Annotated in this window: 22 protein-coding genes and 2 pseudogenes; 11 read left to right on the forward strand and 13 right to left on the reverse strand. The window is 43.5% G+C overall.

The genetic code is table 11. The features are described from left to right. The 3 genes from CS022_RS18400 to CS022_RS18410 all read left to right on the forward strand — a co-directional run bounded on the left by CS022_RS18400 (position 1) and on the right by CS022_RS18410 (position 2,049). Positions 1-306 carry a DUF6482 family protein gene (locus tag CS022_RS18400; RefSeq protein ID WP_129123486.1) on the forward strand — a complete coding sequence of 102 codons (306 nt, stop codon included), beginning with the start codon at positions 1-3 and terminating at the stop codon, positions 304-306. Between the two features lie 366 nt (positions 307-672). Then, a complete protein-coding gene (locus CS022_RS18405) occupies positions 673-1,344 on the forward strand; it encodes an HAD family hydrolase (protein ID WP_161569673.1) in 672 nt (223 codons plus the stop codon). Positions 1,345-1,497: 153 nt separating this feature from the next. Continuing rightward, on the forward strand, positions 1,498-2,049 hold the full coding sequence (locus CS022_RS18410) for a hypothetical protein (RefSeq protein WP_129123488.1): 552 nt from the start codon (positions 1,498-1,500) through the stop codon (positions 2,047-2,049). 163 nt (positions 2,050-2,212) lie between these two features. Here the strand turns inward: CS022_RS18410 and CS022_RS18415 are convergent, their stop codons facing one another. From CS022_RS18415 to CS022_RS18420, 3 genes are all read right to left on the reverse strand, one after another. Then, positions 2,213-3,298 carry a flagellin gene (locus CS022_RS18415; RefSeq protein ID WP_129123489.1) on the reverse strand — a complete coding sequence of 362 codons (1,086 nt, stop codon included), beginning with the start codon at positions 3,296-3,298 and terminating at the stop codon, positions 2,213-2,215. 71 nt (positions 3,299-3,369) lie between these two features. Next, positions 3,370-4,023, reverse strand: a complete 654-nt coding sequence (locus tag CS022_RS26655) for a carbohydrate-binding domain-containing protein (RefSeq protein WP_235869658.1) — start codon at positions 4,021-4,023, stop codon at positions 3,370-3,372. After that, positions 4,020-4,490, reverse strand: coding sequence for a flagellin N-terminal helical domain-containing protein (locus tag CS022_RS18420; RefSeq protein ID WP_235869660.1), 471 nt, complete (start codon positions 4,488-4,490; stop codon positions 4,020-4,022). Before CS022_RS18420 ends, CS022_RS26655 begins: the two co-directional genes overlap by 4 nt. A 273-nt stretch (positions 4,491-4,763) precedes the next feature. On the opposite strand from CS022_RS18420, the gene CS022_RS18425 reads away from it, so the two are divergent. Further along, positions 4,764-5,282, forward strand: a complete 519-nt coding sequence (locus tag CS022_RS18425; protein ID WP_129123490.1) for a GNAT family N-acetyltransferase — start codon at positions 4,764-4,766, stop codon at positions 5,280-5,282. 12 nt (positions 5,283-5,294) lie between these two features. On the opposite strand, the gene lhgO is transcribed toward CS022_RS18425, so the two are convergent. After that, a complete protein-coding gene (gene lhgO, locus CS022_RS18430) occupies positions 5,295-6,485 on the reverse strand; it encodes an L-2-hydroxyglutarate oxidase (RefSeq protein ID WP_129123491.1) in 1,191 nt (396 codons plus the stop codon). 107 nt (positions 6,486-6,592) lie between these two features. On the opposite strand from lhgO, the gene CS022_RS18435 reads away from it, so the two are divergent. Continuing rightward, positions 6,593-7,501, forward strand: a complete 909-nt coding sequence (locus CS022_RS18435; RefSeq protein WP_129123506.1) for a pseudouridine-5'-phosphate glycosidase — start codon at positions 6,593-6,595, stop codon at positions 7,499-7,501. A gap of 65 nt (positions 7,502-7,566) precedes the next feature. On the opposite strand, the gene CS022_RS18440 is transcribed toward CS022_RS18435, so the two are convergent. The 5 genes and pseudogenes from CS022_RS18440 to CS022_RS18460 all read right to left on the reverse strand — a co-directional run bounded on the left by CS022_RS18440 (position 7,567) and on the right by CS022_RS18460 (position 13,233). Further along, positions 7,567-8,439 carry an ABC transporter ATP-binding protein gene (locus CS022_RS18440; RefSeq protein ID WP_129123492.1) on the reverse strand — a complete coding sequence of 291 codons (873 nt, stop codon included), beginning with the start codon at positions 8,437-8,439 and terminating at the stop codon, positions 7,567-7,569. Between the two features lie 2 nt (positions 8,440-8,441). Then, positions 8,442-9,308, reverse strand: coding sequence for an ABC transporter ATP-binding protein (locus tag CS022_RS18445; RefSeq protein WP_129123493.1), 867 nt, complete (start codon positions 9,306-9,308; stop codon positions 8,442-8,444). Positions 9,309-9,326: 18 nt separating this feature from the next. After that, positions 9,327-11,141, reverse strand: a complete 1,815-nt coding sequence (locus tag CS022_RS18450) for an extracellular solute-binding protein (RefSeq protein WP_129123494.1) — start codon at positions 11,139-11,141, stop codon at positions 9,327-9,329. A gap of 19 nt (positions 11,142-11,160) precedes the next feature. Continuing rightward, positions 11,161-12,206: pseudogene (locus tag CS022_RS18455) on the reverse strand (ABC transporter permease). Beyond that, positions 12,206-13,233 (reverse strand): annotated as a pseudogene (locus CS022_RS18460) (ABC transporter permease subunit). Before CS022_RS18460 ends, CS022_RS18455 begins: the two co-directional pseudogenes overlap by 1 nt. A gap of 1,007 nt (positions 13,234-14,240) precedes the next feature. On the opposite strand from CS022_RS18460, the gene CS022_RS18465 reads away from it, so the two are divergent. Further along, complete coding sequence (locus CS022_RS18465) at positions 14,241-14,969, forward strand: NRDE family protein (protein ID WP_129123495.1); 729 nt, start codon at positions 14,241-14,243, stop codon at positions 14,967-14,969. 40 nt (positions 14,970-15,009) lie between these two features. Here CS022_RS18465 and CS022_RS18470 read toward each other — a convergent pair whose 3' ends face one another. Further along, positions 15,010-15,720, reverse strand: coding sequence for a DUF445 domain-containing protein (locus CS022_RS18470; protein WP_129123496.1), 711 nt, complete (start codon positions 15,718-15,720; stop codon positions 15,010-15,012). Positions 15,721-15,919: 199 nt separating this feature from the next. Here CS022_RS18470 and CS022_RS18475 point away from each other — a divergent pair, with 199 nt between their 5' ends. From CS022_RS18475 to hppD, 3 genes are all read left to right on the forward strand, one after another. Continuing rightward, positions 15,920-16,600, forward strand: a complete 681-nt coding sequence (locus CS022_RS18475; protein WP_129123497.1) for a hypothetical protein — start codon at positions 15,920-15,922, stop codon at positions 16,598-16,600. Between the two features lie 55 nt (positions 16,601-16,655). Continuing rightward, entirely contained in the window at positions 16,656-16,997 is a 342-nt protein-coding gene (locus CS022_RS18480) for a DUF2750 domain-containing protein (protein WP_129123508.1), read from the forward strand. A 184-nt stretch (positions 16,998-17,181) separates the two neighbouring features. Continuing rightward, on the forward strand, positions 17,182-18,258 hold the full coding sequence (gene hppD, locus CS022_RS18485; protein ID WP_129123498.1) for a 4-hydroxyphenylpyruvate dioxygenase: 1,077 nt from the start codon (positions 17,182-17,184) through the stop codon (positions 18,256-18,258). 3 nt (positions 18,259-18,261) lie between these two features. Here hppD and CS022_RS18490 read toward each other — a convergent pair whose 3' ends face one another. Continuing rightward, positions 18,262-18,987 (reverse strand): ABC transporter substrate-binding protein, encoded by a 726-nt coding sequence (locus CS022_RS18490; RefSeq protein ID WP_129123499.1) that lies wholly within the window; start codon positions 18,985-18,987, stop codon positions 18,262-18,264. Positions 18,988-19,213: 226 nt separating this feature from the next. Between CS022_RS18490 and CS022_RS18495 the strand changes: the two genes are divergently transcribed. Together CS022_RS18495 and CS022_RS18500 are read left to right on the forward strand one after the other, a co-directional pair. Then, entirely contained in the window at positions 19,214-21,421 is a 2,208-nt protein-coding gene (locus CS022_RS18495; RefSeq protein WP_235869662.1) for a response regulator, read from the forward strand. 628 nt (positions 21,422-22,049) lie between these two features. Further along, positions 22,050-23,081, forward strand: coding sequence for a porin (locus tag CS022_RS18500; protein ID WP_129123501.1), 1,032 nt, complete (start codon positions 22,050-22,052; stop codon positions 23,079-23,081). 523 nt (positions 23,082-23,604) lie between these two features. On the opposite strand, the gene CS022_RS28220 is transcribed toward CS022_RS18500, so the two are convergent. Together CS022_RS28220 and CS022_RS18510 are read right to left on the reverse strand one after the other, a co-directional pair. Further along, a complete protein-coding gene (locus CS022_RS28220; RefSeq protein ID WP_129123502.1) occupies positions 23,605-24,114 on the reverse strand; it encodes a GNAT family N-acetyltransferase in 510 nt (169 codons plus the stop codon). Next, positions 24,089-24,907: IS3 family transposase (locus CS022_RS18510; RefSeq protein ID WP_129123503.1), on the reverse strand; the 819-nt coding region annotated here is incomplete at its 5' end. The genes CS022_RS18510 and CS022_RS28220, both read right to left, overlap by 26 nt.

A 24,907-nucleotide genomic window follows, 5' to 3' on the forward strand; every position in this document is an offset into this window, starting at 1 on the left:
ATGACTATCAGTCTGAACCACCTCAACATGCAACTCAAAGTCGATAAACTGATTTTTCACTCACTTGACCTTTGCCTTTACCAAGCCTCTGCAGTTGTTGGCGGCAGCGAATTGATCGTAACAGATGATAAAGGAAAGCCACTTCGGGACCATAGCCTGCACGGCCTTCAGAAGCTGTTTAAAGCTGTTCGAACTGATTGCCACATGCTGCGTCAGCAGAGCGCTTACGATGAGATGGTTGGTCAGGCTCATGACTCATCAGATAACACGATGGAAATTCCTATTTCGACTAACCCAATGGTTTGACAGTGCCGAGTTATATAAGGTTTAGAATAAAAAAGCAGCCCTAGAAGGGCTGCAAAAGAAACTAGAGGTTAGGATTATGAAATTTCTTATTTTCATAGTTAAGAATAGGTATCAAATTTAACACTTTCCACAATTTTTGTATGGGTATGATTTTTATCCCTTTTCATATTTCCTCAATGCCAATCACGTAATCTGTAAGATCGCCATTTCTCTATCACACTTACAGAGCTAATTACCCTACAAAACTAAGCGTTTATTGAAGTGACTCTAAAGTTGTCGATACAGTCTCATCTTGTGCTAGTGCAGTTGAGTAAACTGTTCCACCTTTCTCGATAACGGTGATTAGGCCGACATATTGGTGAACCATTGAAAGCTGTTTTATTTGATCTCGATAACACGCTGACAGACAGGACAAAGTCGATTGCTAAGTATTCTGAAATCTTTCTTGAAGATTTTAGATGCCAACTGGTTGAGCCTGTTACATCCGCTTGGCTTGTCGACAAAATATTGACCGTTGATCAAGGTGGTTATGGCGGGCATGAGCACCGTTGCCATTTGCTGTCAGAATTACCTATCTGGAAAAAAACACCTACTCCCGAATCACTATTAGCGCATTGGTTTTCACACTTTCCTCATTGCCCTGTGGCAATGGAGGGGCTCTATGACATGCTTGAAGCGTTGAAACGAAAGGGTTTAAAGCTGGGTGTCATTACCAACGGTAAAGATCATGTGCAAAGGGCAAAAATCTCAGCACTGAATATTGAGTCATATTTTGATTGTATTGTGACCTCTGGTGAAGTAGGAATTAAAAAACCTGCCGCTGAGATATTTCATCTAGCTGTCGGAAAACTGGGTTTAAACGCTGAAGAAGTTGTTTACCTTGGCGACCACCCGATTAACGATTATTACGGTGCGTATCACGCTGGTTTGAAAGCGATCTGGTTAGAGGGTTATTTACCGTGGCCGAGCGGTGTTGTGCAAAGTTCGTCTACCATCAAAGGTCTATCTGAAATAGTTCCCTTAGTCTTTAAAAAATAAATATGAATCGTTACATTTTACGAGTCATTTCTGGTTTCTTAGGTTCGATTTTTCATTTTTTTTATATGTATCTGAGTTTAATTCCTATCTTTTCCCATCTAACGGAACTTTATGTAAAGTTGCCCACGAAAAATGTGTATGGGTAGGTAAATAATGAAAAAAGTCTTAATCTTAGCAGCAGTTGGTGGCGTTTTAGCTGGTTGTGCATCTCAATCCTTGGCTCCTGCGAGTGGAAAGGCGGCATTCGCCCTTCCTGTTGATATTAAAACAGTAAATGCTGACTTTGCATGCAGCAGAACATCGCTCTTTCTACAAAGTGTAAACTTTCCAGGTTTAGACCCTATTGAAGTGAAGTTCCGTCCTAAAAAAGGCATGGAATATGCGCTGTTTGATAACATCAAACCAGGTAACTACGACATCGTAAAATCACGTTGTTACCCTGCAAGCGGCTGGAGTTTTACCACCCAAAATGGTGGTTCTAATTATCTAGATGCTGAGCAAGATATCCGCGTATCGCTTAAACCAAATAAGATCACAATGGCTCGTACCGCATATGTCGGTTATACCAAAGCCAATGTTTATAGCACTGACGGCGGTACTGAATTTAACATTAAAATGATTGATGCTGAGCAAAGCTGGACAGATAAAGCAATTGATGCGCTGAAGTCGGAGCAAGAACTCACGGGTTGGACCGTTGGGTACTAAAAACATTGACGCCAACCTATAGGTTGGCGTTATTCATTTCAAGTCTTACATCACCAATGCCTTATTCACCCTACCACTCTTCATCATTTAAACGTCCAGTTTCCTATTTCGTTGGGTTTAGTTCTTTCCTTTGTCATTAATTTGGATTAGTCAGAGCTGTTATTTACTTCAACAATTGTAATGAATTCCATGGGATATTCTTCGCTTGCCCCAGCATAGACATCGTGGCATTTTGCAGCATCGCCATTTTGGTCATGCTCACCGTTTCTTTACCAATTTGGGTATCCAGTATTTTGCTGTTGGCACCCGCGATATTGAGTTTATTCATTTCCAAACTGTTTAAGCTGTGGCCGATACGATTTTCCATCGCGGCGATGTCCGCCCGCTGTTCATCGAGCTGCTTAAAGGCTGAGTCAATAGCAGCAATGGCATTTTGCGCCCCGGTGCGGGTGGAGATATCAATGTCCTGCACCGTGGTTTCTTCGGCGGTCATTACAAGCCCCTGCTGGTCGTAATCGCCCATCAGGGTGGCAAGGTTACCGGCGACACGCAGGTCAGAGTAGGAGTCTTCGCCGCCTTTGGTTGTTTTGTCATAAGCCATAAAAGCTTGCAGGCGATAGTCATCAGTGACAGACAGCTGCACGCCGCTGACATTGGGGGAGTCATAGTCACTGATAAGCTGGTTATTCATGCCTTCGACAACATCGTTGAGCGATGCGCCATGTGAAGCTTGGTAGGTTTCAGAATCGGTATTCAAGCGACTGAGTTTGATGTTATCAAGTACTGCACCACCTTCGTTGTCTGCGCTGGTATCGTCAAAGAGTACTCGGACTGAGGTCGTATTGGCATTTAATGAGATTTTTGTTGAGTAAGTGGTCCAATTTGACGAGTCGGTGTTTGGAAAAGACTGCCGAAAAAGATCGTTACCGTCCTGGTCTGTGATGATCGCGTCAAAATCAGAGTCGTACCCCTGACGCATGACATGGTCGAAGCTGAAATGGAGCTCTCTGTCTCCCTGAGCCATGAGATCACTGACGTCAATATTTTGGGCAATGGTGTTGGCCTTAAAGGTTGCCAGCTCAACAGCGGTATTGGTTTGAGGGTTTGCGGGGCCAAAGTTAGATAATGCGCCTTGAAAGAGTTGTATTTGATCGCCTGATGTTTCAGCCCAACCGTCAACGTCTTGAGAGTTAACATAGGCATGAACATCTGAGCTGTCATCGCCCCACGCTTCAAAATCGCCATTCACCAGCAAGTTTTCGTCGTTGACGGGTACAAAGCGAAACTTGTCGACATTGATATCGCTTTGGAAGGTGAGTTTTACAGAGGGCTCATCGGAAGAAATATCAAAGAGGCCGAGATCCTGAAGGTGAGTTTTACAGAGGGCTCATCGGAAGAAATATCAAAGAGGCCGATATCCTGATACTCATAATTGTGACGATTGCCTGTGTGCTGAAAGGTGGCGGTGGTCGTTGTTCCGTCAATATCGACGGTGACCTGTCCATCCCCCGTTCTCCCTCCTCTGAGTTCCAACCGATATTGGCCTGCCGTTAAGCCTGTTTCAAACTCCAGCCATTCGCCATCATTAACCCAACCAACGACATGCTCACCGGCATTTGTCTCATTGGTATTGGTGTATTGAGGTGAGTAACTGTGAATATCAACACCGCTGTTTGGCCCGTCTCGGTAGCTATAGCCAAAATTTGAGCTTCCGTAATCTTCGGCCTCAGTATCAAAGTAATTATCATAATCTTCAGCTTCAATGGTCACAGCATAAGGCGTATTTACCGAATCATTCAGTGCAGAACCTGTCTCATTAGGTGCGTTGAATTTGGTGAGTACCAATTGGCTGTCATGAGTATTCGGGTAAGTATACGAAGGCACTGTCCACCCCGCCGACATCGCCTGCGTGGCGGTAAAGGTGGTGCCAGTTCTGACCGCATCGGCCCGCACGCTGCCAAGGTTGAGTTTCATTGCTTCACCGGAATCGGCTCCCATTTGAATGGGGGTACTGCCATTGAGCCATTTAACAGTTTCTTACCACCAAAACTGGTGGTATCAGCAATACGGTTCAGTTCATCTTTGAGGGCCGAGACTTCTTCTTGCAGCGCGGTGCGCTCTTGTTTGCCCATTGATGCGTTGGCAGACTGCAACGCCATTTCGCGCATGCGGTGCAAAATGGTGTTGGTTTCTTCCATTGCCGCATCAGCGGTTTGCAGCAGTGACAGGCCGTCGTTGAGATTTCGAATAGAGGTGTCATAGCCACGGGCTTGCGAAGTCAGGCGAGTAGAAATATGCAGCCCAGCCGCATCGTCTTTGGCACTTTGAATGCGGGTGCCAGACGCGAGCCTGTCCATCGTCTCATTCTGAACACGGTTGGTCCGGTCCAGATGGCGATGCGCCATGCCCCCCTGAAAATCATTAACGATATGTCCGCCCATGATGCTCCCAGATGTATTAATTCCGTGAGCGCAACTGATATTAATATTCTTATTATTTTATTTTTAACGTGCTTATTTCCATTATCTTTTAGGGTTTTTTATTCCTTTTTATATGGGATGTAATTCTGTTATTTTGTGTTTAGCAATATTTATTTATCTAATTTATAATTATCCTTCTTTGGTTTTGTTACTGGATATGTTGTTAATTTTACGAGTAACGAAAGCCTGTACCCTTCATTGGATCTTTATTCCAGCCTATTTCTGAGAGCTATTATGGTTGTAAATGATGACGCTCATCAGCGTATTAATATAAGAGAAGCAAGAGAATCTGATTTAAAGCCAATCAATCGCCTTTACCGACAAATTAATGTCCAGCACTATCAAGGCGCGCCAGAGGTTTTTGCTCAGTTACCTGACGAACAGCATCAGGAAATGGGTGAGTTGCATCGGCAGATTTGCGATGCGGAGTGCCACTTTGCTGTTGCTGAGTTTGGCGGCAATATTATTGGGTACGTTACGGCAAGAATAAAAGAGGCGCCCAAGGTATCTTTCTTACGTGATCACTTGATTTGCCGCGTAGATACGATTGTGGTTTCTGAATCAGCGCAAGGGCTGGGAGTTGGCTCTTCGCTCATGGCGAATGTCAAGGCATGGGCGCTTTACCAAGGAGCAACTGAACTTCGACTCGAAGTCATGGAGTTTAATCAAGGTGCCATCGAGTTTTATCACGCTCAAGGGATGGAAACCCAATCGCGGATAATGTCGATGAGTTTGGATGACTCAGACATTTAGATCATTTCCAACTTATATGCTGATTTTATCGACGATATATTCCGCAATTGGAAAACAGGATGTAGCCGCTGGTGACGGCGCATTACACACCATTAAGCATCGCTTGGTGGTATGAAAGTGAAAATCATCGATCAGTTTTCCGTCTTTTGATACCGCTTGTGCCCTTATCCCTGAGGGGTAGTTACCTAAATCTTTGATGGTTAATGATGGGCAGTATTTTTGAACGTGTTTGAGGTAACCGCGTTTCCAGAATGTATTTTTTAGCTCATGTGCTGCTGAGCTGCGATGGTGCCAAACCAGTTTTCTGAAGCCCGGATAGCCCAACATATCGAGGCTGTCTTTAGCGTTGAAATCTGTTTTTTCGTAGCCTTGTCTTGAAAAGCTTACCACTGCATTCGGGCCAACAGTTACTGAGCCGTCGATCATCCGTGTCAGATGTATGCCAAGAAACGGCAGATTGGGATCGGGGATCGGGTAGATAAGATGTTTAATGATCTGGTTATGCTCAGAGGGGAGTTGGTAATAATCGCCCCTAAAGGGAATGATACGGAAGTCTGGCTCCTGACCTAATAGCTTCACAAGCCTGTCAGACATAACGCCCCCACAGGCAATCAACTGATGAGCATGGAAGGTGTTTTCATGAGTGATGGCCGTTACGCCAGATTCTGTCTCATTGAGGTAGCTAACGTCTTCCTCATAGAGAACGTCCCCGCCCTGTTGTTGAATGATTTCAGCTAAACGCTGACAAATCTGTCGATAGTTGACGATGCCTGTAGAAGGGACAAAAATCGCGCCTTCACCTGAAATATTGGGTTCCCTTTTCGATAAAGCTAATTTATCGAGCACATCGATTTCAATACCATTTTCGTTTGCGCGCTTAATCAGCCCTTGCATTCGCTCCAACTCAGCGTCATTTGTCGCAACCAGCAACTTGCCACATTCTTCAAACGGAATGTCATGCTCTCTACAAAATGCCTTAATTGCTCTGTTGCCTCGTTTGCAGAACTTTGCTTTCAAGCTTCCTGGTGTGTAGTAAACACCAGCATGAATGACACCACTGTTTCGGCCAGTTTGATGCAGAGCAGGAGAGGCTTCTTTCTCTAAAACGATAACTTTCGAGTCAGGGTACTTTTTCTGCAATTCATACGCAGTACTCAGTCCGATAATGCCTGCACCAATTACTAAAAAGTCACATTGTCTCATTGGGGTTCCGTTCTGTTGTATTGCGTAAAAGCTTGAACCAGCGCTGGAAAAAGGGAGCGATCTTGATGCTACCATGCACAGAGGCGCTTACCAAGGAGGCGACGTCTATGGCTCATACCATGCTCGATATTAGTGATGAAGTATCAAAAGCCCTTGCTCAAAATAAACCTGTGGTGGCGTTGGAGTCGACCATAATTTCCCACGGAATGCCGTATCCCAAAAATGTCGAAACAGCACTGAGTGTTGAAAAAGTGGTGAGAGAAAATGGCGCAACACCTGCCACTATCGCGATTATTGATGGGCGGTTGAAAGCAGGGCTTTCAAAACAAGACATTGAGGTATTAGGTAAAGCGGGCAGGTCGGTGACTAAAGTCAGTCGTCGTGACATGCCTTTCGTAGTGGCAGCAGGGCAACATGGGGCTACGACTGTCGCTGCGACGATGATTATCGCTCAAATGGCGGGTATAAAGATATTCGCCACAGGTGGAATTGGCGGTGTTCACCGAGGTGCGGATAAGACATTTGATATATCAGCTGATCTCCAAGAGTTAGCGAAAACCAATGTTGCAGTGGTATGTGCAGGGATTAAATCTATTCTTGACCTAGGCCTGACCCTCGAATATCTGGAAACGCATGGCGTGCCTGTTATCGGCTATCAGAGTAAAACTTTGCCCGGTTTCTATGCGCGGACAAGTGCGTTTTCACTCGAGTACAGCTTTGAGTCGGCAGACGATATTGCAAAGGCTTTGGTAACGAAATGGCAACTCGGTTTACAAGGTGGTGCAGTGATAGCGAACCCAATACCTGACGAGTTTGCTATGGATAGTCAGGTTATTGAAGGCGTGATTTCAGAGGCGCTAAAAGATGCCGAACAAAAAGGGATTACAGGAAAAGCATCGACGCCCTTTCTCCTACAGAGAATATGTGAACTTACGGGTGGGGAAAGCTTGGATTCGAATATTGAACTGGTGCTCAACAATGCGCGGTTAGCGGCTCAAATAGCAGTGCGTATGTGATGAACAAAGCGGGGATCAAAAAAGCAGCCACTGCTGGCTGCTTTATGAATATCAATGCGTGCTTTCTATTGTGTAACAGCAGGCTGAGGAGCCTCAGCGCCTACCTTTTTTGTTTCAAGCTCCGCCTTACGCTTTTTCTTACGATCTTTTGGATGAGTGATCGGAATTGCTGACAATAAGGTTTTGGTGTAATCGGCTTTTGGAGATTGATAAACCTCCTTCGCGGAGCCGTACTCCACCATCTCACCAAAGTACATCACCGCAACATTATCAGAGACCTGACGAACGACGGAAAGGTCGTGCGAGATAAAGATAATCGCCAGATTCATCTCTTGTTGCAGTTTCAAAAGTAAGTTGATGATTTGCGCCTGAACAGAAACATCCAGAGCTGATACCGATTCATCACAAATCAGCAGTTTTGGCTTCAAAGCAATAGCGCGCGCGATACCAATACGCTGGCGCTGACCACCTGAAAACTCGTGCGGATATCGGTCAATAGCTTCTTTGGGTAAGCCAACTTTTTCTAATAGTTCTTCTGCCCGCTTGCGACGCTCAGATGGCGAGCCGACACTGTGTATAACAAAGGGCTCTTCGATAATCATACCAATGGTGTGACGTTGGTTGAGTGACTCTAGCGGATCCTGAAAAACGATCTGCATATCTTTACGAAGGCGGCGCATCTGTTTGACGCTGTAATCAGTTATATCCTCCCCTTCGAAATAAATTTTGCCGTCGGTCGGCTCATAAAGCTTTAAAATGGTACGACCTAGGGTACTTTTACCACAGCCTGATTCACCAACCAGCCCTAATGTTTCGCCGCGTTTCACACTAAAAGAAACACCATCAACCGCTTTAACGGTATAGCCCTTGGCGAAGATGCCTTTGCCAGAAGTAAAGTGCTGTTTGAGGTTTTCGATTCTTAAAATTTCTTGAGACATACTTAACCTCTGAACTCTGGGAACTCTGAGACATCAACAGGCTTTATGTCGATCAATTGCTTGGGTTCGCAATCTAAATCGGGGATAAAGCCAAGTAGTCTCTTTGTGTATGGGTGTTGTGGCTTGTCGAAAATATCAAACACGTTGGCTTTCTCAACAATTCTGCCGCCATACATAACGGCTACATCATCACAAACTTCTGCTACGACACCGAGGTCATGGGTGATGAAAATCATCGACATACCCGTCTCTTCTTGAAGGTCATTCATGAGTTCAAGAATAGAAGCCTGAACGGTTACATCAAGCGCTGTTGTCGGTTCATCACAGATAAGAACATCTGGTTTGCACGCTAAAGCCATCGCAATCATTACGCGCTGGCGCATACCGCCGGAGAGATTGTGCGGATATTCGTTTAAGCGTTTTTCTGGCATTGGGATTCGAACTTTTGTTAGCATCTCAACGCAATAAGCTTGTTTTTCTTTTTTGGACATTTCTGGACGGTGAAGGTCCAGAACTTCCATCAGTTGTTTGCCTATCGTATGGACAGGATTTAACGCTGTCATGGGATCCTGGAAGATAATAGAGATGCGGTTACCCCGCATCTCTGACATCTTCTCGGAGGATAAACCAACGAGGTCGGTTCCTCGATAGACGATTTGGCCTCCTGTCACCTGACCATAAGGCTTAGGTAAAAGCCCCATTATCGACATAGACGTTACACTTTTACCGCAACCGGATTCACCGACTAAGCCCAGTGTTTTGCCTGCTTGTACGTCAAAGCTGACGCCATGCAGAACTTCAACAGAGCCATTTTCAGTGGTGAACTCAGTTTTAAGGTCACGAACACTTAGAATTAGATCAGATGACATAAGACCTCTCGTCATTAATTACGATTTAAACTGCTCGTCGATTACAACGATTGGTTCTAGTGTTTTACCTTGTTTCATCATTTTTTCTGTTTCTTTCTTAACATCGGTATCAATCCAGAAGTTAGAGATTTCGACAGGGTCAAATGCACTTATAGTTTGCTTGGTCATTGGGTTTGACGGGAACTTGACCCAGCGCCAGTGACCGCCGCGCGAAAACGGAGCCATGTAACCCGGAACCAAAACAGAGGCTTCTTGAACAATCTTTTGGATATCACGGCTAAGTTGTTTCTTTTTATCAATATCAAATTCAGCTCGGAATTGTTCAATTAGTACATCTAGCTCAGGCGTGCTGAAGTTGGTAAAGCTATTTGTCTGTGGTTTACCTGCATTATCTGAATGGAAATATCCACGGTATTGAGGTACTGGACCAGTGCCCATATCAAAGAATGCAAGCTCGTGTTTTTTCTCACGAACATACTTAAACCCGGAAGCACCATCAACCAGTTTTAGGCGAAGTTCCAAGCCTGCTAGTTTAGCTTGCTCTTGAATATAAGCCATTCGTTGCTCGTTCACTTTAGCTAGGTAAGTAAGTTCAAAAGACAGCCTTTCACCGTCTGCATTTACACGGATACCATCAGTACCAATTTTATCGAAACCAGCTTTAGAAAAGTACTCAACAGCTTTGTCTAAATCAAATGGGGCTGCCTTTGAGCCTTTCAGGTCATAATCACCATGGCCAAAGCCCATAGCATGGGGCTTACGAGAGTAGTCGCCACGAATTAGCTTCTCGATAAGGCCTTCAAAGTCAGAGGCATACTCGATACCTTTACGAATATTAATGTCAGCCAATTTACCATGTTGCGTGTTGATCCATATACCGCCTGCACCTTGTGGGCGTGCGTTAAATCCCCAGAACTTTTGAATGTAACCGTTTTGATATGCTTCTCCATTTGACTTATCGTGCCAAAGTGTTGGTCGAACAAGAGCAAATGTGTCCAACTCGCCTTTTTCGAATTTCTGACGAGCAAGATCTACATCACGAATAACAGTGAAGCGCACTTTGTCGACGTTGAAGCGGTTTTGGTAATATTTATTTTCATAGCCCCACCAGTCCTCACCCACATGTTTCAGCGTGACTGACTTTCCTTTTTTCTCACTGGCTAGATAATACGGACCTGGTAGAGGTGCTGCTTTGTAATTGAATCTCTTGACAAAATTATCGTCGACACCGTCACCATTCTCATCCTTAGAAGGCTTGTAAAAGTGTTTAGGCACAGGTGTCAGAGATGTTGCTTCCATCAAGCTGCGTTTGTTTTTTGGTTCGGTCGAAACTATCGCAATAGTGTGATCATCAAATTTGATGACTGACTCAATTTGTTTTGTGTAATAGTTGTTGTACCAAGGAGCTACGATGTCTTTAGAGCGCATCAACGTCAGTTTATAGACAAAGTCATCTGCTGTAATTGGCTCACCGTCCGTCCATTTAGCTTTTGGATTTAGCTTGAAGTAGACGGTTTTATTGTCGTCGCCATAGGCCCATTCGTTGGCAATTTGTGGGATCCAATTGTCTGTGTTTGGATGCAGGTCTACCAACCCGGGCGTGTAGTCAAGAAGATATCTTCGAAACGCACCATTAGAATCTGGGCCGACAGTTCTATAAGTCAGTGGAAATGAGGTCAGGAATGATCTGAAAGTTCCACCTCGTTTCGCTTCATCTGATGCAAAGACAGGATCAGACGTATTTGTTTCCCATTTAAGATTCGTTGGTAATTCTGCTGCACCAGCACCAAAAGACATGGCGATGGCTGTAGCAAGGATGTTGACTTTTTTCATTATAACTTCCTTGTTGTGTTTACTCGTAACGAGTGTATTTTTTAGGGTCAAATGCTGCTCGAATTCCTTCACCAATGAAGGTAATGAGTGTTAAGACCACTGTGGTAGCTATGGTGACCGAGAATACTATCCAAGGGCTGTCTAAGTTCGACTTACCCTGGCTTATCAGGTCGCCCCAACTTGGTGTAGGTGCTTGTAGGCCAAAGCCAAGAAAATCCAGTGCAGTGAGAGCCGTAATATTTCCGGTAATTAAAAACGGAGCAGCAGTGATTATGACGACCATAATGTTCGGTAGGATGTGCTTTGTGATAACTCTCCTGGTTGAAGCACCCAACGCTTTTGCCGCCAAAACGTACTCGCGGGCATTCTCGCGGTAAGTCATTGTTCGGGTCGTCCAAGTCATTCCCATCCAACCAAAAAGTACATTGATCAGTACGAAAAGGCCGAGTGTTGGGGTAGTTATCGATACAACTATCATGATCACATAGAGGAAAGGGATATTTGACCAAATCTCTATCACTCGTTGCAATAGTAGGTCATAGGTTCCTCCGAAAAAGCCCATGGAACACCCAACTATCGTCCCTATTACAGCAGTAATAAGTGTTACTGAGAAAGAAAAAATAATGGCGATTTGGAATCCGTAAACCAGACGAGCAACCATATCTCGCCTAGTGAATCAGTGCCAAGGTAATGCTTAGATTCGATACTTGGCGCATGCGGAGGGTACTTGCCATCTGGTAAGTCTTGCTCGTAAGGATTCCATGGAATAACAGGCATGACCACGAAATTGTCGCCTTTTTCTTTCTCAAATTTAGCCTGCAATTCACGGTAATTGGTTTCACTTTGATAGTCTAAACCGAATGTTTTTCCGATATATACATCACTGACAACCGGGAAGTACCATTGTTCATCGTATTTGACAATTAATGCCTTGCTATTAATCAAGAACTTCGCAAATACAGCAATAAACAGGAGTACGGCGAAAACAATAAAGGACCAATAGGCAACGCGGTTTTCCCTGAATCGTTTGATTTTTGTTGCAGTTAGAGGGGATACATTAAACATTAGCTACCAAACCTTACTCGTGGGTCGACCAGAGCTACACAAATATCTGAAAGAATATTTCCGACCATCATCATTGCGGCATTGATTGCGAGAATGGCCATTACGACAGGGTAGTCTCTCTCAACTACTGCTTCGTAACCCAAAAGCCCCAAGCCATCAATATTGAAGACGACTTCTATTAAGTAGGAACCACCTAAGAAGAAAATCAGTGAGTTACCAAAGCTACTTGCTAAAGGTATTAGACTGTTTTGCACCGCATGCTTTCTAATAGCTTTCTTAAACGGCAGACCTTTTGCCACTGCGGTCCTGATGTAGTCGGCTGAAATATTTTCGAGTAAGTTGTTCTTTACTATGACAGTGAGTACCGCAAAATCACCAATGATGTAACAAAAAAGAGGGAGCACTGAGTGCCATAGAACGTCTTTTGTCATTTCCCAGACTGATTCCATGTCTTCAAAGTCATCAGAAACGAACCCGCCCATTGGGAACCATTCGAGTTGAAAAGCGAAGATGCTCATGAGGAAAATGCCGACTACATATCCTGGGATAGCGTAACCTGCGAACACAACTAGTGATGAGGCATTATCAAAACCAGAATTGTTTTTTACTGCTTTATAATAACCGAGCGGGATAGAAACCAGATAAGCGATGATGAATGTCATAAAACCGTAGTAGGCAGATACTGGCAGTCGTTCAACGACCATATCTAGTACAGGTTCGTAGTAGCGTGTAGACTCGCCGAAATCTAATGTCAGTGTCTTTTGTAGCCATTCCCAGTAGGCGATGTGAACTGGTTTATCTAAACCATAGAATGCGTTGAGTTCAGCTAACTGACTTTCATCCAGTGAAGAACCTTGTCCCGCAAAATTTTGCATTTGGCCTGCTTCACTATCGATCATTTGCATTTCTGCAATCATACGTTCAACAGGACCGCCCGGAACCATTCTGGTGATCCCAAAGATAATGACTGTGACACCAATAAAGGTAGGTATCGTGAGGCTAAACGCCTGAGTAGATAAGCTAACACCTGCTGACTGTCTCCATGTCAATGCGTACCCGTCATAGCCTGGATACTGCTTTGAGGCTTCTTAAAATAAAAAAGTATGGGTGACAGCGAGATTTGAAATTTTTCTGTAAAGAGTTTGCTCTACTCTTTGTCACCTCTTCCTAACTGAGTTTTCGCTCAGCCTCTCGGAATTCTGCCTGAAACAGATTTGTAATCTTTCTCAGACAGACAACATTAGAGCCTAATCCGTACCTAGACTTCAAACCCACACATTTTATGATACTGCTCACGAAAACTGATTAATAATGAATTTATATTCACGAAAGTGAATTCTTTGTTCGGGGCTAAAAATTATGACCTGGGGCCTGTATGGTTTTAAATGTCTTATTTACAATGATTTACGTTGGTTTTTTTTCTTATTACTCTTTGTTTTTAATTATGAAATTTTTTTTAATGAATATCCCTCCCTTTATTCTTTCTAAGTGAAAACGAGTGCTATTTCGACGGGGTTCACACTTCCTGTTTTGATCGATTATTTTGTAAGCTGAAAATTCTTCACAAGCCGTATCCGCTGGTGAATAACTCTTGAGCAAATTACTGCTGTCTGGCCTCTAAATTGTGGTGAGTCTTATGTGAAAAACTGATTTATGGCCTGTGTACTTGACGAGTACAGCAAATCTTTAATGTGTCTCGAGGTTTTTTGCAATCAAAGTTGCCAAGCGTAAACCTGCCACAAGCCAATTTATCAACCAACAAGCGACTAAACATTTTTGGTTAATTTGCATTCTTCTGTAATTTGCCATCAATGTGGTGAATGATCGCAATGTTTGAGCATTCATATTTGACTTATGAGTAGGCAGTTTGACCAAGAAATGTTTGTTGCTGTAAATCGTGTATAAACATGGCGTGAGTATCTCTTCAACACCTGATTTTGATACTTAGGGAGAGACGTGGAAGGTTTTGCTGGGGCTTTACAAACGTATGTTGTCTGTTAACGTTTTCTGAGACTTTGCTTCAAAGGACTACAAATGTGCACGGCTAGTTGGTTTTTGACCGATTCAGGCTATCAGCTTTTCTTTAACCGTGATGAACTTCGTTCACGGGCTAAGGCGCGGCTGCCAGCTTGTTTTATGGATGATGGAAGTAAGTACCTTATGCCCGTTGACCCGCAGGGCGGGGGGTCGTGGATTGTGACTAATGAATACGGCGTGACAGTCTGCCTGCTCAATTACTACCAAGGTTACTTTGCCTTGTTTTCTGGCACTAGCCGAGGCGGGCTGGTTAAGATGTTGGCGAGTTCACGTAGCCTTGATGAGGCTAAAGAGAAACTCGCACAACACGACGTGTCTTCTTACTCGCCGTTTTCACTATTTTTATTTGGCCACGCTCTCGATACAGAAAAGCCACTAGTGGAGGGAGTTCGTTGGACTGGACGTGAAATGGAGGCGTTGGATTCGACATACCCAATGGTGACGTCATCGATTGCTTACAATGAAGTGTATCCCCTTAGGCGTGAAGCATATGAAAATATTGTTCGGGGAGATGCCTCAATCGACAAAAACATTCGTTTTCACAAGAGTCACTCGCCCAGCAAAAGCTATCGTTCCGTATGTATGCATCGACCAGAAGCAAAAACGATGAGTTTTACACATGTTGAGGTTGATAAAAATGGCGTCACAATGAACTACATTGATGGTTCACCATGTGAAGTGGAAGAGAGTCATCGTCTCTTTTTAGCGAGAACAGGTGCTGAATAGGCATTGAGTGTTTGTCCAGTCTACAAACACTCTGAATTACTTATAAAAAGAAAGCAGAGACAATACCAACTAGGCCGCCAAATATGCCTCCCCAAACAACTAACCATCCCAAATGTTCATGAATGATGCTATGTGTGAGGTCTTTTACGATTTCGGGGGTAAGCTCACTCAGTCTTTTGTCTATAAGTTCTTCTATCTGGTTGACGATACCTGCGCCTACCTCAGGCTCCGTTAATCCTTTTATGAGCGAAGCCTGAAAGTTCGGCTCATAACAGAACTCTTCTAAAGATTCCCTAATGTTCTTTATAACGGGTTCTCTAAAGGCATCCATGTTAGGTGTTGTTCCTGACAGCCCCAAAAGTACACCTAGTGGTCCCTCGTTCACCCTCCTTATAAACGCATCAAAAAGAGGATTAAAATCAAACTTATTGACCATGTTGGCGAGATAGGTGCCAATTCCAGCGCTATCATGAGATTTCTTTTCGATATATTTGACCACATTGTCACTTGAGAAAAATTCATCAAGAATCATGGTCTTGGCATTTTGTCTGATCTCAACAAACTTATTTTGGATCACACCAGATCCATACAGCCCAGGCACTTTTTCAAAAAGCATATGTACGGCAAGAAGGTTTGTCAGCGCGCCAGACAGCGCGAAAATACCACAGAAGGTAGCGATTTTGTTGTCGAAAAAGAGACCAGATGCAAAAACGATGAGCGCTACAGCATTGGTGATTGAACTTTTATTCATATTGAAATTTAAATTATGTTGATAGCAAATAAAAAAGTGTAGGCAAGTATTGAGATGACCAACAACTTAAGCTCGGTAACGTGAGCAAAATTAACTGCGAGATAGACAGTTACATTGAAGTCTTAAATCTAAATCAGAGCTACAGTGGTTGACCCTATAACATGTAACCCGCTTATTTTGACAAAGGACTGAATGAATAATGCGTGCCTTTTTAATGACGCTTTGCCTCGTAACTACCCTGACTGCGTGTTCTGGTCAGAAAGGGTTTCACGTTAAAAATCTTGCAAAAACGGACATGGACATGGTTTCAGATATCCATGTGACTCGAGTAAGAGAGCTTGCTGAAGTATTGACGGTGAAGCTTTATAAGCGAAACCCAAGGGAATTATTGAAATCTCCAGATATGACAGTAGAAAATCGACTCAGTGCGCTGATGAATATCGATCGCAAAGTCGGATTTGAAGAGCTTGGTGGGGCAGACGGCAGTGATGCGCTGATACTTGCCTTCACGGATGGATTCCAGGGCGACCGCGTGTTTGCGTTGATGGCCGGGATTACCGGAATGCTGAACAAGACCTATCAAAACAGAGATGAATTCTTCATTCCTGATTCTATCGATGAGCAGAAGCTTTATGACAGTGCGAGAAACCTAGAGATTGTAGCTTGGATGCTGAACACAAAGAAAAATAAGCGTGGTCAGCCTATGATTATGTCTAACGGCTACACGGAAGATGGCACTCCTAACCTGAGTTACGAACGGGTTTTGAGTCAGATGATCGTGATTCAGGACATGATGGCGACAATGGTATCTGATAGCACCAACCGCTCAATCAACAAGGTTGTTCACAGCGTTGCGTCGTTGACGTTTTTCCCTATCTGATGCTGCTACCAATAAGCAGGGGCGATAAATATTGAGATATGATGTCAGTCAAACTATGGCCGAGCAATTTGTTAAGGCTTCAATCCAGCAGAAACGTGTCTGGGGACTGAGTTCGAAAAATGGCTGGGTCCTCTGTGACTCAGCATTCTTCGAAGATTCTGAAGTCATTCCATTTTGGACCGATGAAGATGAGGCTTCTCAGCACTGCAGCGGTGAATGGCAAGGGTTTGAGCCGGAAGAAATCAGCCTCGATGATTTTGTGTCTGTCTGGCTATCTGATTTGGCCGAAGACGATGTCTTGCTAGGACTCGAGTGGGATGATGTACTGAGCGGCATTGAAATTGAAGCACAAGAGCTGGCTGACTTGTACGCTAAACATTTATCAACGCGTCACTGATTTCCTTTAGGAGTTAAAAAGGTTCATCACTAAGCAAAAGCGGTTCTGACTCCTCACTCTTCTAATCATCATGTAAATATATGATTACAGTCTTCTTCTGGCCTTTTTCTATGTTCTATTCCACTTAACGATGAAAAGTTACTGAGTCGTTGCTATGTCTTTCCAAGGAAGAAGGAGAAAAGTGATGGCTGAAAAAATCGATAACCCACTAGGAACTGATGGATTTGAGTTCGTAGAATTTACTGCACCGAATATGGCGGGTATTCATTCTCTTAAACAGCTATTTGAACTGCTGGGTTTTGCTGAGATAGCAAAACATAGACATAAATCGGTTTGGTTATATCGTCAGGGAGACATTAACTTTATCGTTAATGGAGAGATAGGCTCCCGTGCCAATAACTTCGCTTCTGTGCACGGAGCGAGCGTTAATGCGATGGCATTTCGCGTGGCGGAGGCAAAAGAAGCGCTGAATTATGCAACGACAAAAGGGGCAACGGAGACCTCGTCTGAATCTGGGCCGATGGAACTTAATATTCCTGCGATAAGAGGGATAGGGGATTCACTCATCTATTTCGTTGACCGCTACGGTGAGAAAGAAATCTATGACATTGATTTCGACTATTACCCCGATTGGCGAACCAGGCTTAAAGAGTTCGACGCTGGGCTATGCGTTATCGATCACCTGACTCATAATGTGGAGAAGGGGCACATGGATGTTTGGTCTGACTTCTACAGTAATATTGCCAACTTCCGTGAAATTCGTTTCTTTAATATTGAAGGAAAACGCACAGGGCTTAAGTCAAGAGCATTGACCGCGCCCTGCGGTAAAATACGCATCCCAATCAATGAATCAAGCGACGAAAAATCTCAGATCGCGGAGTATTTGAAGGAATACAACGGTGAGGGTATTCAGCACATCGCACTTTCAACCCAGAATATTTACTCAAGCGTCGAAAAGTTAAGAGCAAATGGCATGTCATTTATGACCTCGCCTAACACCTACTATGAACATATAGATAAAAGGGTTGAGGGGCATGATGAAGACATTGAAAGGTTGAGAAAGAACCGAATTCTTATTGATGGCGATAAAAAACAGGGTGTGTTGCTGCAGATTTTTACTGACACAGTTATCGGGCCCGTATTTTTTGAGATTATCCAAAGAAAGGGCAACGTTGGCTTTGGAGAAGGTAACTTTCAGGCCCTGTTCGAATCTATTGAGCTCGATCAAATCAGGCGAGGTGTGATTGACGATGTCGGATAGTGACTAATAGCGATATCGATTAATAATTGTTTCTAAGCGCCCGTCGAGGCGCATCTCGGCAAGTTTGATGTCAAAAAAGCTCTTGATTTCATCATCGATGCCCGGCGAATAAGCCAAATATATTTTGTAGTCGGGTATCACGTCGGAAAGGCTGAAGAACTTGAAATTGCTGGTGTCTCGTCCTGATTTATTTAGGTTGTATTTTATCCTTAGGTTCATCTCTACAAACCCAGCCAGATTTTTCCTCTGAGTTTCAGAGAGGTCAAAAGCCGCATCGTAGCTTTTTACATTGATAGACTTTACAGCACCTTGCTGAATCATGCGGGTTAGTCCCGGGTAATCAAATCCAAAAAGTAAAATGACATGCTTTTTTTGCAGGTCATGCTCAGACGCATAATGAAAGTCACTTTTCGCCGACGTCATAAGCGTGTGTTGAACGTCGATAATCGGCGTTGTAGACAGATTCGAAGATTGCATGTCACCCCACAATGGGCTGCCGAAGGTGACCCAGTTTTTCATCTGCTCTTTTTCAAGCTGGGCATACATTCTTTTGAACGGGAGTATTTGAGGGTTAAACGAGTGTTCACTGTCTTCCAAAGCTGTCGAGATAATATCAGAGATAATTCCGTGGTGTTTGCCCGGTGTCGAGTGGATTTGAAATGGCTCAGCCTGATCTTTGACGACATAGTAGTCAATTTCCCAAGCAAGAGCAGGTACACTCTTTGTCAAAAAAAAAGATGGTTATCAATACTGTGCGCGGACTGTAATTAATGAACTGGCTTAACATTTATCTATCTTTTTGACTGTGTAGTAACCTGATCTGTACAAGATTATGTATATTAAACCTACAACGTATCACTGTTAAAAGTAAAAAATGTCACAAAAAAGTAAAAAAATAAGAACCTCATCAAGCATCGCTACGCGTCTTGCAATCCGTATTATCGGAATTTCAACATTGATTACGTTGTTAATTAGTTCGCTTGGCCTTTACATCGACTACCAGAATCGTATTGAAGGTATAAAAAAAGATGCTGAAGTAATCAAAACTACTCGGTTGGCGAGCATAGAAAACAGTGTATGGAATCGTGATATTGAACAGCTAAACACTCAAATCGCTGGATTACTGAAGCATCCCGATGTTGCTTCAGTAGAGATCTCAGAATACGGCGAAACAATGGTTCACAGGGGAGAGCCGACAACGGGGGACATGATTAGATATGAGTTTGCGCTCTCGCGTGATGAGTTTGACTCATCAGAATCATTTGGTTCGATTGTCATTGAATACACCAAGAAAAATATAGAGGGGCAATTAGCAGAACGTTTTATACACATGATAATGATATTAGGTGCCGCCATTATGCTGTTGGCTGGTATCGTCTTTTTTATCGTTTATCAAGATGTTGTTCGCCCAATTACCAACATCGCTCGCTCAATGACCAAGTTTGACGATAACAATTTGCCTGTTGGTGCATTAGCGCCTTACCGCGAGATGGGTGAAGAGCTTCAGTCATTATATGACTCGTACAACGGAAACGTCGAGAAGGTGCGTGCATACAACGAGGCGTTATCAAAAGCCAAGCTGGCTGCTGAAAACGCCAATCAGAAAAAGAGTGAGTTTCTCGCCAACATGAGTCACGAAATAAGAACACCCATGAATGGCATCACTGGTATGGCTTCTCTTTTAAAAAACACTCGGTTGGACAAAGAACAAACAGAATTTGTTGAAATGCTCGAAACGTCATCCATTTCACTGCTTGATGTTATAAACGACATTCTTGATTTTTCAAAAATCGAGGCGGGGAAACTAGAGCTCAACAAAAAAGAGTTCAGTCTTTTTGAACTATCAAGAGACTTAGAGCGTTTATTCAAGCTGCCTGCGTTGGACAAAGGCTTGAAGCTTGCCACTCATTTAGACGATCGCTTGGACCAGAGTGTAATTGGAGATCCGGCCCGCCTCAGACAGGTGATGATAAATTTGGTTGGAAACGCACTTAAGTTTACAGACAAAGGTCATGTTGAATTTGATATCTCGATGATTAAACAGGATGACAGAAGCTTGCTAGTTCAATTTTCTGTTGAAGATACCGGAATTGGTATTGCTACGGAAAAGCTGACTCAGGTTTTTGAAAAGTTTGAGCAGGCTGATGGTAGTTTGAGTCGAAGCTTTGGCGGTACGGGTCTTGGATTGTCTATTTCGTATCAAATTGTAGAGTTGATGGGCGGTATTCTGTCAGTTGAAAGCCAGCTTGGGTATGGTAGCCGTTTTCATTTCAGCATCTCTCTTGATCGCCCAATTCGAGAGCTTGCTTCAACTGAGGAAACAAGAGTTTTTGAAGGAAAATCCATTCTGCTTGTCGATGACAGTCGCCTAAATATGCGTATCACCAATACACAATTGAGTAACATGGGGTGCGATGTAGTTTGCTGCACGCGATCCGCAGACGCTTTGGGTATAGTAGAGAAACAACACCATCTCGGTAAGCCGTTTGATCTTGTCGTTTTAGATAAAAATATGCCTGAAATGGATGGTGTTCGGCTTGGTAAGCAATTGAGGAATGAATTAAAAGACGAGTGTCCTTCAATGATAATGCTAACCGCCTCGCCAGAAGATATTGATACCGATGAGCTTGCGTCTTCGGGGTTCTCGGATTGTGTCGGACGGCCTTATGTGGTCTCTGAGTTCAAAAAAGTGATCGCCAAGGCAATAAATTTTCCTGTTGCAGTAGCTGAAAGAACAGAAGAGCTGCAACAAGAAAGCATTACAGATAAGAACTATAAACCACAATTTGAAGGTCGAGTTTTGGTTGTTGAAGACACACTAATTAACCAGAAAGTCACTGAGGCGATGCTTGAGAGACTGGGTGTGGATGTTGAAATTGCTGAAAATGGTATATCTGCGTGTAAACTTGTTCAACAGAGTCGCTATGACATGATCTTTATGGATTGCCAAATGCCTGTAATGGATGGCTATGAGGCGACGTCAGTGATCAGGGATATCGAAAATACGCAGCACATTCACACACCTATTGTAGCTCTCACGGCAAATGCGACCGAGGAATTCCGCCAACGTTGTCTGGAAGCAGGTATGGACGATTATGTTGCTAAACCTGTTTCGAAAGGCGCTCTAGAGGGAATGCTTAGGCTCTACCTTCCGAAGTCTTAACCTGTTCAACTCCTCCCTTCTCCAGGCGGTGATATCACTATTCTAAAGTTGCTTATCGCCCAACCTTTAGTTTCAGTGCTTCGCCGGATCTGCGATCGCAGTATATGCATGACAAATATGAGCTGCGTAACACTTTGTACTCAACAAAAAGGCAGAAGAGTATTCGGTAGTCATTTCTTTTGCTCAAACGGCCAACATATAAGCTGCTTAGAATCAGATTCGATTTATAACAACACGGTTACATTTGGTGATTTAAATCCAGTTTTTAATTCGTTCCTGTACTTTTGTCTATTTCTTTAAAAATGAGACATGAATCCATCAAAAGCATTTGTATTTATATTGAGTGTTGATTATTTCATTTCTAGTGAAACTTAATTTATGGTTATTTTTTACCTAAAAACTTAATAATTACTCTAAATAATGGTCAATAAATAACAATTAAAGGGAGATTGATCGCAAAGCTTATGGTGATGGAATCCCAGTTAATGCATTAAAATATGCGACTTATATCAAAATACTAAGCATAAACGTTACATTTGTCTTTGTTGATAACCACATGTCTCAGTGATAAACCTACTCCTGCAACACACTCCAATTGGATATAAAAAGAAAACAGGAACGTTTTATTATGAACAAGAAGTTTTTAGCAGTAGCAATCCCAGCAGCACTATTCGCAGGAAGCGTAAGTGCTTATGACGTAGTAACAAGTGATTCAACAACTGTTGCTTTATCAGGTGAAGTTGGTGTGAAGCACACAACTACTACTGGCGCGACAGAGTCTAGCGTAAATGAAGTGACTGGCGGTGCAGCAGTACTCAACGTTAACGTAAAACATTCTGTAAACGATTCTATTGACGCTCTGGGTGCAATTAAATTCGAGATGACATCTACAGGTGACGACGAAGTAAAAGCTACAGGTCGTTATTTTGGTCTGTCTTTTGTTGGTGGCGAGCACGTAGTTAAGTTTGGTTCAGTTGACCATGCTGGTACTGTAGGTTTGTCTCATTTGAAAGACGGTGATGATGAAGTTTTCCCTGTAGACGGTAGCAAAGTTCTTCGTTACACATTCACTAACGATTCTCTGACTTTTGATGCTTCTCACTCTGAGCGTGCGGCAGGCGTAGATGATGCAAATGCTACAGCTGTTAAAGCAGTTACTAGCTTTGAAAACATCGAATTTACCGTTGGTCATTCGCAGCGCGCTAAATTTGTACAAACTGGTGAAGAGACAGATACCGTTTCTGGTGTAATTGCAGAAGTAGATTTTGCTCCAGTAACATTGACTGCAACTTACTCTGTCGGTGCTACTGAGGGTTCTAAAGAACAAGACGATACGCTTGTTAAAGGCGCTGTTGATTATCAAGTAAATGATGACTTGGAGCTGAGTGCTTCTTACGCAGTACAGGATACTGAGTTTAAGAATGCTGCTGATACTGACAAAAAGACAGCAAAAGTTGGTGCAGAGTATGTGATGGACGCTTGGACATTTAATGCAGACCTGACTGACGTTGCAGACGTTAGTACCGAAGCTCTGTTGAAAGCTGAGTACAAGTTCACTGACCAGTTCAAAGCTAATGCTTCAGCTAAAACTACTAGTTTTGAAGAAGCAAACAAAGAATCAGCTGGTGAGTTTATTGTGGGTGCAACTCTGACTTGGTAATAACCAGTCTTATAAAGCATTAAACTTCACACTGCTTTCAAAGCCTGTCTTCGGACAGGCTTTTTGCGTTTGAAGTTTCTTTAAATATTTCGCTACTTCCAAGCATTAAAAAAGGGAAGCAGATGCTTCCCTATAAAGACTTGGCTGTGGCTCAGACCATAAGCTGACATTTTCACATTAAGAAAATCAGTAATTTATGAATGTGATGGAATCATAATGTGACATTTTTGACCATCATAATGTGACATTTCCTCTCTTACCCCACTTAGTAAATATCCAGTATGTAAGAAACTTACTAACAGATTTACATAGTCACTTGGCTTAGATTGGTTGATTTCGAGTTCCGCCAAACGAGCTGGCACAGATTTGGGCGGTTTCGAGTTACGCCAAACAAGCTGGCGTGGAATTGGACAGAATCAATTTAGCAAGGTGAGTTACGTGATTTAGTATTTGATAATAAAAACTAATGTTTTTTACTAGTTACAGCTTGGTCTAGATTTTGGGGAGCAGGCCACTGACGCCCTTACTTTCGGGGAGCAAACATCCATGAATAATCTTGTAACACTTGAAAGCCAAGCTTATTAGCTAGAGCTATCGATGCTGAGTTAGTCTTGTGGCAGCTCCACCAAGGCACACGATCTTCAGATAGCAGTTGTTCGATATAATGTTTGCATACTAAGCTCGCAAAGCCACTTTTGCGGCAGTCTTCCCGCGTCGCAACTGCGATTTCTACATTTATATCGGTAGTGTAAGATGACCAAGTGCAGGCTACGATCTCGTCATTTCTAAACAAACACAAACCACTACCACCGGCCTCAATAAAGTCATCGGGTGTATTCCAAAAGAGTCTGAAATCAGGGTCTATTTCCCCCTCAATGCGTTTAGCTAAAGATAAATCGATTTGTTTTATTTCTAGGCCTTCTTTTATGGATTCCTCAGCTATAGGGGATGATGGTGCGAACTGAAAGCTAAGTCGCTCTATGAATAGCTGACCTGCTCCCCAAAAACTAGTCCAATCGGTCCTTAGTAACATCCGCTTGGTTGTGTTCGTTGCCTTGGGTTCTAAACGTCGCGGCAAATTCCGAAGGCGTCAGATACCCCAGGGCTGAATGTGGGCGGTTTTCATTATAATCGAGCCGCCAGGCACTGATGATTTCTCGGGCATGGTGAAGGTCCCTGAACCAGTGTTCGTTTAGACACTCATCTCTGAATTTGCCGTTGAAGCTCTCGATATAGGCGTTTTGCGTTGGCTTTCCTGCCTGTATCAGTTTTAGCTTTACGCCATGCATGTATGCCCACTGGTCGAGTGCTTTACCAGTAAACTCTGGGCCTTGGTCTGTCCGTACAGCTTCTGGGTAACCACGGAAGGCGGCAACCGCTTCCAATGCTTTGATCACCTCATCGCCTGACATCCCCATGGCTACCGGGATATCTAGACATTCTTTCGTGTAATCATCAACGATGGTCAGGCATTTGATACGCCTACCAGAGCTAAGCGCATCCATCACAAAATCCATCGACCAGGTTTGATTCGCACATGCAGGAAGCACCAGTGGCTCCCGCTCAATGAACAGTGACTTTCTGCGACGTCGCTTTCTCACTATTAACCCCGCTTCCCGATATAGCCGGTAGACCCGTTTATGGTTTACCTCAAACCCTTCTCGTCTCAACAGACGGTAGATCCGGCGATAGCCAAACCGACGCCGTTCGAAGGCGAGTTCTCTGATACGCCTTTTAAGCTCTCCATCATCAAGCCTTGGGCTGGAGGCGTATCGCTGAGATGCGCGATGAATACCGACGAGTCGACAGGCTCTGCGCTCTGATAT

This window comes from Veronia nyctiphanis, from assembly GCF_004116385.1.
Lineage (GTDB): Bacteria > Pseudomonadota > Gammaproteobacteria > Enterobacterales > Vibrionaceae > Veronia > Veronia nyctiphanis.